Here is a 12,416-nt window from a genome sequence, read left to right on the forward strand (position 1 = left end):
GCGCCCCGTATACTCGCGCGCTCTCGGGATCTTCCGTCCGACCGCGTCCACCGGAGAGGCCCGTGTTGAACATCCTGATCATCGTTGGCGCTTCGCTGGGGCTTCCGATCGCGCTCGTCCTCGCGGTCTTCGCCGGCGCGTGGGCGCTCCGCCTGGCCGAAAACGTCATGGCCGGCTCCCAATCGAAGTCCGCCGCGAGCGCGATGACGGGAGAGGCGGCCATCCCCGAGGACGCGTTCAAGCCGGCTCCGCCTCCTCCCGATCTCAAGGTGCCCGCGAAGCCGGCGCCGGCCCGCCCCGCCCCCGTCGAGGGCGCGCCCCCGAAGCCCTCGCCCGCGGCACCGGCGAAGCCAGCTCCGCCACGGCCGGCCGCCGCCGGGGACAAGCCCGCACCCGCGGCGGCGCCGAAGCCTGCGGCACCACCCCCCGCGGCCGCGGCCGGACCGAAGCCGGCTCCCGCCGTGAAACCTCCGCCCGCGGTCAAGCCGGCGCCGGCCGTCAGGCCACCTCCCTCCGTCAAGCCGCCGCCGGCCGTGAAGCCACCTCAGGCGACGCCGGCTCCACCGGCCGCGCAGGCAGCCCAGACGAGCACGGAGAGCGTGCCGGCCGCCGGCGACTCGCAGGCGACCACGCCGAAGGAGTAGCTCCTCACGCCGGCGCGGAGACTCCGGCCCTTCTCGCCCTGAGAAACGCCCCGGTGTGCGACCCCTCCGCCGCGGCCACCTCCTCGGGAGTCCCGACCGCCACGATCGCGCCGCCCGCCTCTCCCCCTTCGGGGCCGAGATCGATCACCTGGTCGCACTCCTCGATGACCGCGAGGTTGTGCTCGATCAGGAGCACGGTGTGCCCCTGATCAACGAGTCGGTGAAGGGCGGCCATCAGGTGCTCGACGTCCGACATGTGGAGGCCCGTCGTCGGCTCGTCGAGAACGTAAAAGGATTTCCCGCGCGACGGCTTGCCGAGCTCCTCGCACAGCTTGATGCGCTGCGCCTCGCCGCCTGAGAGGGTGTTCGAGGCCTGCCCGAGCGCGACGTAACCCAGCTCGAGATCGGCCATCAGCGTCAGGAACCGGTGGATGGCCGGCACGGGCTCGAAGAATCCCACGGCCTCGGCGACGGTCATCTCGAGGATCTCGGCGATCGAGCGCCCCTTGTAGCGCACCTCGAGCGTCTCGGGACCGAACCGCCGGCCGGCGCAGTCGTCGCAGACGACCCAGACGTCGGGAAGGAACGACATCTCGATCCGGACCCTCCCCTGGCCGGCGCAGCGCTCGCAGCGTCCGCCGCGGACGTTGAACGAGAAGCGTCCCGCGCCGTACCCGCGAGCCCGGGCCTCGGGAACCATCGCGAAGAGCTTCCGGATCTCGTCGTAGACGCCGACGTACGACGCGGGGATCGACCGCGGCGTCCTGCCGATGGGCGACTGGTCGACCTCGACGACGCGATCGATCCGCACCGCGCCCCGGATCGCGCGGTGCGCTCCCGAACGCGCGGTGTCGCCGTGGACGAGGCGACGCAGCCCCCGGTAGACGACGTCGCGGACGAGCGTGCTCTTTCCCGATCCCGACACTCCGGTGACGGCGGTCATCGCGCCGAGCCGGATCGTCACGTCGAGGCCCCTGAGGTTGTGCTCGTGCGCCCCGAGGATCTCGATCCTGCCGTCGCCGGATCGGCGGGGACGGCGGGACGCGGTCGAGCCGCGCGCGAGATGCCTGCCGGTGATGGAGTCGAGAGCGGCGACGATGTCCCGAACGGCGCCCTCGGCAACGACGCGCCCTCCGTCGCGCCCCGCCCCCGGCCCGAGATCGATCACGTGATCGGCGGCGCGGATCGTCTCCTCGTCGTGCTCCACGACCACCACCGTGTTCCCGCGGCGCTGCAGCCCGCGCAGCGTTCCGAGGAGCCGCGCGTTGTCGCGGGGATGGAGGCCGATCGTCGGCTCGTCGAGGACGTACGCCACGCCGCGAAGGTTGGAGCCGAGCTGTGCGGCGAGCCGGATCCGCTGCGCCTCGCCGCCCGAGAGGGTCGTGACGTCGCGAGCGAGCTGGATGTAGTCGAGCCCGACCTCGCCGAGGAACTCGAGCCTGGGGAGGATCTCGCTCATGATTCCCGAGGCGATCGGCGCCTCCTGTGCCTCGAACCTCAAGCCGGCGACCGTTCGAAGCGCGAGCGCCGCCGGCATCGCGCACAGCGCCGGAAGCGTCAGGCCGCCGACGGTCACCGCCGCCGACTCGCGACGAAGCCTCCCGCCGAGGCATTCCGGGCACGTCTCCCGGTCCGCGCTCTCCTCGCCGGGCGATCCCTCGGCGCCCGAGACCTCCGCCCCGAGCTCCTCGGCCACGGAGAGGCTCGGCTCCGGGGCGGCCTTCGTCCGGCGACGGCGCTTCCTGCCGGCCTCGACGGTCCCCACTCCCGTGCAGGTCGGGCACCAGCCGCGGCGGGAATTGAAGGAGAAGGCGCCGGGCTCGAGATCGGGAAGGGACAGCCGGCATCGCGGGCAGACGCGCGCGGTGGCGTAGAGGCGCGTCTCCGCGGAGGCCGCCACGATCCGGAAGGCGCCGTGGCCGGCGGCGAGGGCGGCGCCGATCGCGGCGGCGACGGCCCCCCGCTGTTTCCCGGACACTTCGACCACTGCGACGACGCTCTCGATGTCGTGGACCTTGAACCGATCGAGAGGCCCGAGGCGCGAGAGGTCGACGAACCGCCCGTCCACCCGCACCGAGCGGACGCCCCGGGCGGCGAGCCCGGCGAGGATCTTCGTGTGGGTTCCCTTGCGCCCGGAGACGACGGGCGCGAGGAGCCGGACGCGCTCTCCCGCGAACCTCTCCAGGATCTCGTCCGCGATCGCCGCGGAGGTCTGGGACGCGATCGCCACGCCGCAGTCGGGACAGTGCGCGGCGCCGAGTCGCGAGTACAGGAGGCGCAGGAAGTGGTGGTTCTCGGTCACCGTCGCCACCGTGGATTTGTGCCCGCCGCGCGACACGCGCTGCTCGATGGCGATCGTGGGCGGGACGCCGGCCACGAGGTCGACGTCCGGACGCGACATCTGCTTGATGTACTGCCGCGCGTAGGCCGACAGCGAGTCGACGTAGCGCCGCTGCCCCTCGGCGAAGACGATGTCGAAGGCCAGCGTCGACTTCCCCGATCCGGAGACTCCCGTCACGACCGTCAGCCGATCCCGCGGGATCGTCACGTCGAGGGCGCGGAGGTTGTGCTCCCTCGCGCCGCGCACACGGATGCCCGGGGCGGCCCCGTCGCCCTCCGCGGCCGGCGTCGCGGGCGCAGGACGCCGCGGAAAGCTCGCCCCGGCGCGATCCTCGCCGCCGAGGAACCTTCCGGTGATCGACTCGGGGCAGGCCGCGATCTCCTCCGGGGTGCCGATCGCGACCACGCGACCGCCCGCGGCGCCCCCCTCCGGCCCGAGATCGATCACATGGTCCGCGGCGCGGATGACCTCGAGGTTGTGCTCGATGACGACGACCGTGTTCCCGAGCTGGACGAGGCGGTCGAGCGCGGTCAGCAGCTTGCGGACGTCGTCGAAATGAAGGCCGGTGGTCGGCTCGTCGAAGAGGAAGAGGGTTCCTCCCGAGGCGCCGCGCGCGAGGTGCCGCGCGAGCTTCAGCCGCTGGCTCTCGCCTCCCGAGAGGGTGTTCACCGGCTGGCCGAGCCGCAGGTAGCCGAGGCCCACCTCGATCGCCGGCGCGAGAGCGCGCCCGACTTCGCCCGAGGCGGGGAAGAAGGCGGGGGCCTCCTCGAGCGTCATGCCGAGCACGTCCGCTATCGATCGTCCGTCCATCGTGACGCCCAGGATCTCGGCGCGGTAGCGGCGGCCGGCGCACTCCGGGCACGTGACGAAGACGTCCGACAGGAACTGCATCTCGATCTTCTGGAAGCCGTCCTCGGGCTCCCCGGCGACGCCCCCTTCCGGTGTGCCTGCGGCGCCGGCCTCACCCTTCGTCCCGCGCGCCGCCGGACGCGAGGCCCACGAGGGATCGAGCTCCCCGGCCCGCAGCGTCCACGACGACGCCCCGTCGCCGCGCGACATCCGCGCCCGCCGCGTGAGCGGGCCGGCCGCAGCCAGCGCCTCGTGGAGGATGTCCTGCACGAGCGAGCTCTTCCCCGATCCGCTGACCCCCGTGACGCACGTGAAGAGGCCGAGAGGGATCGACACGTCGATCCCCGCGAGGTTGTGGCATCGGGCGCCGAGGATCTCGATCCGGCGCGCGGGGTCGGCCCGGCGGCGGGTGACGCGGGCCGACGTCGTCGCGCGACCGGACAGGTACCTGCCGGTCAGCGACTCGCGCGACGTGAGCATCGCCTCGTAGCTCCCCTGGAAGACGACCCGCCCGCCGCGCTCGCCCGCGCCCGGGCCCAGATCGAGGATCTGGTCCGCGCTCCGCATGACGTCGGGCTCGTGCTCGACGACCAGGACGCTGTTTCCGAGATCGCGGATCCCCTCGAGGATTCGGATCAGCCGCCGGTTGTCCCTCGGGTGCAGGCCGATGCTCGGCTCGTCGAGGACGTACAGGGTGTTGACGAGCGTCGACCCGAGCGCCGTGGTGAGGTTGACGCGCTGCACCTCGCCGCCGGAGAGGGTGCGCGACTGCCGGTCGAGCGTGAGGTACTCGAGCCCCACCTCCACGAGATACCCGAGGCGCGCGCGGATCTCCTCGAGGAGAAGCCCCGCGGCCCCCTCCTCGAAGGGCTCGAGGCGCAGCTCGCGGAAGAAGCGCGACGCCTCCGCGATCGGCATCGCGTAGATCTCGGAGATCGTGTGGCGCGAGGCGAGGCGGTGGAGGAGGGCGTCGCCCTTGAGCCGCGTCCCCCGGCATTCCGGGCAGACGGTGTAGGCCCGGTAGCGCGACAGCAGGACCCGGATGTGCATGCGGTACGTCCGCCCCTCGAGCCAGCGGAAGAAGCCCCGGACCCCGTAGAATCTCTCGTCTCCGTCGAGGACCTCCCGCCGCCGCGCCTCCTCGAGGAGGCGGAACGGGACGTGCGTCGGGATCCCCCTGCGGCGGCAGAAGGCGAGGAGATCCTTCTTCCCGTCGCTGAAGGATTCCGTCTGCCACGGCTTGATCGCCCCCGCGGCCAGGCTCAAGCCCGGATCGGGGATGACCTTCGCGAGATCGATCTCGATCGTGCGGCCGAACCCCTTGCACTTCGCGCACGCGCCGATCGGTGAGTTGAACGAGAAGAGGGCCGGCGACGGATCGCGGTACGAGAGATCGCAGGCGGCGCAATGGAGTGTCGCGCTGAAGGGGATGTCGCTTCCGTCCTCCAGGATGACGCGGCAGCGCCCGGCCCCCGCCCGATAGGCCTGCTCGATGGACTCGGCGAGCCGTGACGCGCCGCCCGTCTCGATCGTCAGCCGGTCGAGGAGGACCGTGACGACCCCGCCGCGCGGCGCGGACGCGAGATCCTCCGTGCGCACGGGTCCCGCGGCGGTGAGAACCCGGTGGTACCCCTGGCGCAGGAGCTCATCGCGGAGTTTCGCGACGGTGTGGCGCGGCGGGAAGTGATGCTCGAAGGCCACCAGGGCGCTCCTCCCCCGGGCGACGGCGAGGAGCCGGTCCCGCGCGGCCGCCGGAGACTCCCGGCTCACCCGCAGCCCGCACCTCCGGCAATGGAGGCGGGCGACCCGCGAGAAGAGGAGCTTCATGTAGTCGTTGATCTCGGTCATCGTGCCGACCGTCGACCGGGAGGTCCGAATCGGGTCGGTCTGGTCGATCGCGATCGCCGGCGGGATCCCCTCGACCCGGGTCACGAGGGGGCGGTCCATCCTCTCGAGGAACTGGCGCGCGTACGTGGAGAAGGACTCGACGTAGCGCCGCTGCCCTTCGGCGTAGAGGGTGTCGAAGGCGAGCGAGGACTTCCCGGAGCCGCTCACGCCGGTGATGACCACGAGAGAGTTCCTCGGGATCTCGAGATCAAACCCCTTCAGGTTGTGCTGTCGGGCGCCGATCACACGAATTGTTGGGGTATCCAGAGGAAGCCTCCCGGCGGGAATCGCGGACTATACCATCCTCCCTCCGGATGCTCGGGCGAGTTCGAACCGCCGCGGAATTCTCTTCTTCACCCGCGAACGCTTGTCTGCTATCCTCCCGCCCGCTTTCGACGCCCCGGGTGCGGTCTCGTGCACCGGCCTGAATCCGCTCTTCACCGCAGAATCGAAATGATCGCTCTCCGGATCCGGTGGGCCGGGCCCGCCGGAAGGACTCTTTGCCGATGAACGCGCAGATCAAGAAAATCGTCGGCCTCCTCAAGGCCGGGAAGCCCGAGCAGCAGATGGCCGCGGCCATCGTCCTCGGCGAGCTCCGGCCGAAGGACGGTGAGGCGGTCCGTCTCCTGGGTCAGGCCCTCCAGGGAAGCTCGCGTCCGGTGCGGCTGGTCTGCATCGAAGCGCTGGGCAAGATCGCGCTTCCCGCCGGGCTGCACTTCCTGATGCCCCTGCTCGAAATCGAGGACGGGGACGTCCGCGCAAGAACGCTGGAGGCCCTTGCGTCGTTCGGGCCGAAGGCGGTTCCCGCGGTCGCGAAACGGCTCGTCGACGCGCCGCCGCCGGTGCGCCGCGCCCTGATCACCGTCCTCTCACGCATCCGCGGCCGCGAGGCGATGGAGGCGCTCCTCACCGTCGTGCAGCAGGCCCACCCCGAGGCCTCGCGCGAATCGGCCCAGGCGCTCTCGGCGGTGGCCGCGGCGATCCCGAAGCCGGAGCGCGCGGCGATCCGCGCCCGCGTCGAGAAGATCCTGAAGGGCTCCCCGAAAAAGGTTCAGCCCGCGACCCTTTCCGCGAGCCTCACCCTCCTGGGGACATTCGGTGACGCCAGCAGCGCTCCTCTCATCCTGAGGCTGGCCGGCTCGGGATACCCCGAGGCGGTCCGTCGGGAGGCGCTCCTGGCGCTGGGCGCCGCGCTCCGCGGCACGACCCTCTCCACGAAAATCCTGGCCGGCATCTTCAGCCTGCTGACGGATCGCGCCTCCCAGGCGCTGACCGCCGCGGCGCTCGAGGTGCTCTACCGCATGGAGTTCCCGGCGGTCGCCGGCGAGTCGCTCATGGGACTCCTCGAGGCGCGCGACCCGGCGGTCCGGCGCTTCGCGGCGCGGAAGCTCGGGAGCGTGGGGGGCGTGAAGGCCTCCCGCCGCCTCATCGCGCTCCTCTCGGACCCCGACTCTTCGCTGAGGGACGCCTCCGCAGACTCGCTCTCCCGCCTCCCCGAGGCGGCGGGGCTCCTGCTCGACGAGCTCTCGAGGCAGAGCGACGTCCACAAGGCATGGGCGCTCGCGCACATCCTGAAGAACCACGCGACCAAAATTCCCAGGGGCGGCATCAAGGAGCTGACGCGCAAGGGGATTGATCTCATCCTCAAGGACGAGCGCGTGTGGGAGCCGTTCCTGCACATCGTCCGGCACGCCGACCCGAAGCTGTTCCACAACGCTCTCCTTTTGGAAGCGGATCGGCTGAAGCGGCAGCGGAAGTACGACGAGGCCGAGGCCGTGCTGAAGCCGTTGCTGCGGACCGAGCAGTTCGACCCGGAGGCGAGGTTCGAGCTCGCGCTCACGAGCCTGAAGGCATCGGCCCACCGGGAGGGTGTCTCCCCGCGAACGCCCGACTCCCCGCTCGACCTCTTCCGTCAGCTCGCGCGCGACGCCACCTTCCCGCTCCTGCAGCGCCTCCGCAAGGAAAGAATTCACCTCGATTCCGAGGATCTCTACTGGCTGGGGTTCCATCTGGCCGAGGGGGCGGGAGACGAGAAGTCGCTCGGCGCCGAGCTGCTGAAAATGGTCTCCCAGAAGGAAGGCAAGTCGAAGCTCGGGCGCAACGCGCGGAACAAGCTGCGACTCGAAGGACTGGGCAGCTGACGCGTCCGGGCGCCCCCTCCTCTTCTGTTTGAAGATTCCATGATCGGGCGGCGGCGTTTTGCGGTAGTATTCCACTTCCCGTTCACATCCTGAATTCAAGCAGAGGGAGCCTCGGACGATGGCGAAGGCTAGGAGCCGCGCCAACCCCTACGCGCATCGAGTCCCCAAGCCGAAGATCCTCGACATGATCGCCCTGCTGCGCGCCTCGCAGCGTGCGAACTACCGGAAGCTCTCCCGCTCGCTCAAGCGGATCCCCGGCGTGCATGGCGAGATGAACTTCTACGGCTCCTCCTGGGGATGGGCGCTCCGTTACCGTCGCGGCGACGCCACGCTCTGCACGGTGCACATGCTTCCGGAGAAGTTCGAGGCGACGATCACGGTGACGCGGACGCTCGAGGAATGGGCGATGGGGCCGAATCACCTGTCGCCGACGACGAAACGCGATCTCGTCTCGCTCCGCCGCTACTCTCACACCAAGTGGCTGACGATGCCGCTCGGGTCCGAGAGGCGCACCCGCGATCTCGTGCGGATGATGCGCTTCAAGATCACCGGGAGCTGAAGGGCGTCAGCTCCCGAACTCGACCGGAAGGCTCCTCTTCTCCCCGTCGCCCAGCGTGACCTTCACGCTCCGCACGCCGAAGACCTCGTGCCATGCTTCGATCTCGTACGCGCCAGCCGGCAGGCCGCGGATCGTGAACGAGCCGTCGTCCCCCGACACGGCGAAGAACGGGTGGGGCGTCACGCCCACCCACGCGATCATCCAGTTGTGGAGATCGCACTTCAACTTCACCATCGACTCGGGCTCCGCGAAGAAACGCCGGATGCGCATCCCCTCGGCGGGCATCCCGACGTTGAAGGGCTTGTTCGTCGCCGGGACCGAGTGGATGTTGTGGAGCGTCGGATCGCTGTTGACGATTTCGAGCATCTGGTTCACCTGGATGCCGAGGACGTGCGGATGGTAGGAGCAGCCTCGCTGATCGAGCACGACGGACGAGGCCGGGGGCGCGAAGACGCGCGAGCCGAGGCCGGAGACGACGTGCACGAAGACGTTCTTGAGCGCCCCATCGGCACCGACGACGACGTCCTCGCGGATTGCCCCCCCGCCCTTCGCATGGCAGACCGCGTCGGAGGCCATGTCGATCTCCTCACGCGGCGGGATGGCGCCCTGGAAGTGCGCGCGCCCGGAGATCTCCGCCGATCCGATCGATTGTCCCGAGGGGATGGCGCCGGGAGGGGGCGGGGGCGGGCCCGGCACAGAGCAGCCGTGAATCGTCGTCCCGAAGAGCACGAGGAGGAGCGCCGCGCGAAGGGCCGTGGTCGTCGTCATCGCAGCGCTCCTCTCCGGATTCGGACCCCGACTACTGCGCCGAGTTGAACAACTGCAGGTGGCTCGCCATCCCCATGAACCAGAGCATCGGCAGGCTGAGCCACGTGTTCATCCGCGACGCGAGGAAGGCGCGGCGGGCGAGCTTGGCGGCCTCGGGGGGCATCGCCGTCCCCTTGTCGCGGGCCTCCGTCGTCCACGCGATGATCCTCTTCTGGTGCGGCCAGATGATCCCCCAGACGTTCAGGAGCATCAGCGTGCCGAGCCCTCCGCCCAGACCAATCGACATCGTCCGGTTCGTCGGGAAGCCCGCGCCGGCCACCTTCACGAGCGCGAAGCCCATCACCGCGACCAGCACCGCCACGATGACGCCAATCACCATGCCGTTGTTCAGCGCTCCGGAGACGGGATTCAGGAGTCCTCGGATGATTCCCCACGTCACGAGCCAGATGACCAGCCACATCCCGAGGGCCCCGTGGCGCCCCTTCTCCGCACCGATGATCCACGCGAAGTAGATGAATCCGGTGAGCCAGGTCCCCACGGCCCCCCAACGGAAGAAGTAGAGGACGCGGGGCATCAGCTCGGGGACGACCTTGTTCTTCGTCGGGCCGTCGAGCGCCTTCATGAAGTTCACGTTCACGAGGTTGAAGTAGTAGAGAAGGCCGATCCAGGTGATCCCGAAGAGGAAATGGAGCCACCTGAGCAGGAATTGAACGAAATTGGCAACATTCTCCGGATCCATCGTGTCGTTCCTCCGCTGAAAGCCGCACGCTACGAACGGCGGCTCGGCTTGTCAACAATCGTCATTGAGGCGACGAGGCGGGGGCCGCCGGCGCCGCGGGCCGGGAGAGCGTGATCGTGGCCGCGACGCGAAGGCTCTGAGACGGCACGTAGCCTCGAGGCGGCTCGAAGCCGACCGCCTTCGCCACGATTCCCTCGACCTCGATCCACGTCGCGCCGTCGAGGCTCCGCACCCGGCCGCGGTACTTCAGCTCCGTCCCTCCCTCGACCATCACGGCCCCGCTGAGGATGGGGGTGGATTCGCCGTCCCTCTGCCCCGCGAGCCCGATTTGCTCGCGCGTTCGCTCCGAAGTGATCTCGCCGACACCCCTCAGCCGGATCGGATTCACGGCCGCGGCCACGTAGTACCGGGCCGTCTCGACGCTCTCCAGGAACGGGCACGGGATGGGGGCGGGGCGCGCGTCGAGCTGGACGAGGATCCGGTCCCCCACCAGGAGGAAATCGCTGATCGGGACCCTGTCCATGCCGCATCCGCTCAGAAGGCCGAGCATCTCACCGCTGTAGCCGATTCCCTCCGACTTGGCGGTGAGCGCGAAGACGGCCTTGCCGGAGCCCATGAGCGTCCCGGACAGGCCTCCGGGCTGGCCCGAGGGCTTCACCTCGACGTCCAGCGGGGCTCCGTCCACGGGGCTGGCGAGGCGCCAGACCCCGGTCAGCGTCTCCCCCGCCTTGAGAACCTTGAAGTCGAGCGGAGGCTTGCCTCCCGGAGCAGCCAGCGCCGGGAGGGACACGAGGATCAGCAGAATCGCCGCCCGCAGAGTCCCCGTTAGCCTCGACACGCCAGCATCTTACTACCTTTTCCCCTTGACGCCCGCGTCACTCCACGGTATACAAACTCAACTCTTTCCCTGCCCGCTTGAGATCTGTCCCTTGGGATGCGGGGGTTCGCGGCTCCGGTTGGCCCCGGCGAGCCGGCTCAGGATTCCCCGCGAGAGGTTGGGTCCGCGCGCGATGAAGCCGAACGACCGCCGACTCTTGATCACCGTCGCCCTTCTGGTGGGGTTTTCGACCCTGCCTTACGGCGCGACGGCCGGAAACGGGACCTACGTCGTCAACGTCGTCGACGCGAACTCCGGCGTCGGCGTCGGGGTGTACACGGCGACCACCGATGTCCTCCACCCCGTGACCCTCGCCTACGGCCCGCAGAATGTCCTGTTCGGCGGGAACGCCCCCTCGAGCTCCTGGTCGACCATCCACTCGTTCACTTCGGACACCACCTACACGCAGCGCAAGGGGCAGTCGATCGTCGGCTCCTCGCCGACGCCCTTCATCCTCGAGGACTTCGTGGTCCCCGGGCAGGCGGCGACTCCGGTGGGGACGACCGGCTTCCAGACGCACTACATGATCGTCAACCAGGGAAGCGGCAACGGCCCCGACGACAGCCTCGACGTCTTCCAGACGGTGCGCGCTGTGGGAACCAACTTCAACGATTCGGCGGTCGAGCTGACCACCCAGGTCTTCAACGTCGGGAACCACACCACGCAGATCGGCGTCCGCTACTTCCTGGATTTCGAGATCGGCGGGGGCGAGGACGGTCCGGCTTTCCAGTTGAAGGGCCCGAACGGACCCGTCCAGGTCCTCGAGCAGAACCTGCCCGTGCCACCGGCGCTCACCTTCGAGGTGCAGGACAACAACGACCCCAACGACCCCATCTGCCAGTTCGGGGCGTTCAACACTCCGTTCCCGTTCTTCACCGTCGGCGGCTCGGTGCGAGGCCCGTCGCGGTTCCTGCCCACGGCGCCGACCCTTCTCCAGTTCGTCGCGTGGCCTCTCGTCTCCGGACTTCCCGGCAAGTCCGCCTTCTTCGCGGCGCAGGACGCCTTCTTCTACAGCCCCGCTCCGGTCGACGCGGCGACGTGCGTCACCTCCTATGACGACAGCGGCGCGAACTACTTCTGGGGGGAGTCGGCCGGAAACGCGATCACGCTGGCGCCCGGGCAGGGAGCCTCCGTCTCGGCCTATCTCTTCGCGTTCCTTCCGGGGCAGTCCCCCTCGTTCCCGCCGGGCATCGTCGAGATCTGCAACGACGGCATCGACAACGACGGGGACGGGAAGATCGACGCCGCGGACGGAGACTGCGGCCCGCTCTCCGTCACGCTGGCGTCGTTCGATGCGCGCCCGGGCCGGAGGGGCGTGTCCCTCACCTGGGCCACCGGGAGCGAGCCCGACAACGCGGGCTTCCTCGTGATGCGATCGAGCTCGCCGAACGGCCCCTTCGCGCAGGCGACGCCGTTCATGATTCCGGCTCGCGGGAGCGACGTCTCCGGAGCGAGCTACTCGTTCGAGGACCGCGCCGTGAGCCGGAAGAGGCTCTACTACTACAAGCTCGTCGACGTGGATCTCAGCGGCAACCGGACGGAGCACGGGCCGCTCGCCGCGTCCCTCGGCGATCCCAAGCCGGAGCGCCGCAAGCGCTGAGCTGGACGAGG

At 69.8% G+C, this 12,416-nt stretch carries 8 protein-coding genes; 4 read left to right on the plus strand and 4 right to left on the minus strand.

All coding sequences use genetic code 11. The features are described from left to right. The first annotated feature begins 65 nt into the window (after nucleotides 1-65). Nucleotides 66-644, plus strand: coding sequence for a hypothetical protein (locus HY049_07290; GenBank protein MBI3448702.1), 579 nt, complete (start codon nucleotides 66-68; stop codon nucleotides 642-644). Nucleotides 645-648: 4 nt separating this feature from the next. Here the strand turns inward: HY049_07290 and uvrA are convergent, their stop codons facing one another. Beyond that, a complete protein-coding gene (gene uvrA, locus HY049_07295; GenBank protein MBI3448703.1) occupies nucleotides 649-5,988 on the minus strand; it encodes an excinuclease ABC subunit UvrA in 5,340 nt (1,779 codons plus the stop codon). A gap of 239 nt (nucleotides 5,989-6,227) precedes the next feature. Between uvrA and HY049_07300 the strand changes: the two genes are divergently transcribed. Both HY049_07300 and HY049_07305 read left to right on the plus strand, forming a co-directional pair. Next, the gene (locus HY049_07300) at nucleotides 6,228-7,862 is read left to right on the plus strand and encodes a HEAT repeat domain-containing protein (GenBank protein MBI3448704.1); all 1,635 of its coding nucleotides are present in this window, start codon (nucleotides 6,228-6,230) and stop codon (nucleotides 7,860-7,862) included. Between the two features lie 118 nt (nucleotides 7,863-7,980). After that, entirely contained in the window at nucleotides 7,981-8,421 is a 441-nt protein-coding gene (locus HY049_07305) for a DUF3788 family protein (GenBank protein ID MBI3448705.1), read from the plus strand. Between the two features lie 6 nt (nucleotides 8,422-8,427). On the opposite strand, the gene HY049_07310 is transcribed toward HY049_07305, so the two are convergent. From HY049_07310 to HY049_07320, 3 genes are all read right to left on the minus strand, one after another. Further along, nucleotides 8,428-9,189 (minus strand): hypothetical protein, encoded by a 762-nt coding sequence (locus tag HY049_07310; protein ID MBI3448706.1) that lies wholly within the window; start codon nucleotides 9,187-9,189, stop codon nucleotides 8,428-8,430. Nucleotides 9,190-9,220: 31 nt separating this feature from the next. After that, on the minus strand, nucleotides 9,221-9,928 hold the full coding sequence (locus HY049_07315) for a urate hydroxylase PuuD (protein ID MBI3448707.1): 708 nt from the start codon (nucleotides 9,926-9,928) through the stop codon (nucleotides 9,221-9,223). A 61-nt stretch (nucleotides 9,929-9,989) separates the two neighbouring features. Further along, nucleotides 9,990-10,766: a hypothetical protein gene (locus HY049_07320; protein MBI3448708.1), complete on the minus strand. Its 777-nt coding sequence runs from the start codon at nucleotides 10,764-10,766 to the stop codon at nucleotides 9,990-9,992. A 172-nt stretch (nucleotides 10,767-10,938) separates the two neighbouring features. Here HY049_07320 and HY049_07325 point away from each other — a divergent pair, with 172 nt between their 5' ends. Then, nucleotides 10,939-12,405: a hypothetical protein gene (locus HY049_07325; protein MBI3448709.1), complete on the plus strand. Its 1,467-nt coding sequence runs from the start codon at nucleotides 10,939-10,941 to the stop codon at nucleotides 12,403-12,405. Nucleotides 12,406-12,416 lie beyond the last annotated feature (11 nt).

It is taken from the genome of Acidobacteriota bacterium (assembly GCA_016195325.1).
Taxonomy (GTDB): domain Bacteria; phylum Acidobacteriota; class Polarisedimenticolia; order JACPZX01; family JACPZX01; genus JACPZX01.

Bases quoted from the DNA above. Each gene is read 5' to 3' on its own strand.
- HY049_07305 (MBI3448705.1), top strand. From the start codon at position 7,981: ATGGCGAAGGCTAGGAGCCGCGCCAACCCCTACGCGCATCGAGTCCCC.
- HY049_07325 (MBI3448709.1), top strand. From the start codon at position 10,939: ATGAAGCCGAACGACCGCCGACTCTTGATCACCGTCGCCCTTCTGGTG.
- HY049_07300 (MBI3448704.1), top strand. From the start codon at position 6,228: ATGAACGCGCAGATCAAGAAAATCGTCGGCCTCCTCAAGGCCGGGAAG.
- HY049_07310 (MBI3448706.1), bottom strand. From the start codon at position 9,189: ATGACGACGACCACGGCCCTTCGCGCGGCGCTCCTCCTCGTGCTCTTC.
- HY049_07315 (MBI3448707.1), bottom strand. From the start codon at position 9,928: ATGGATCCGGAGAATGTTGCCAATTTCGTTCAATTCCTGCTCAGGTGG.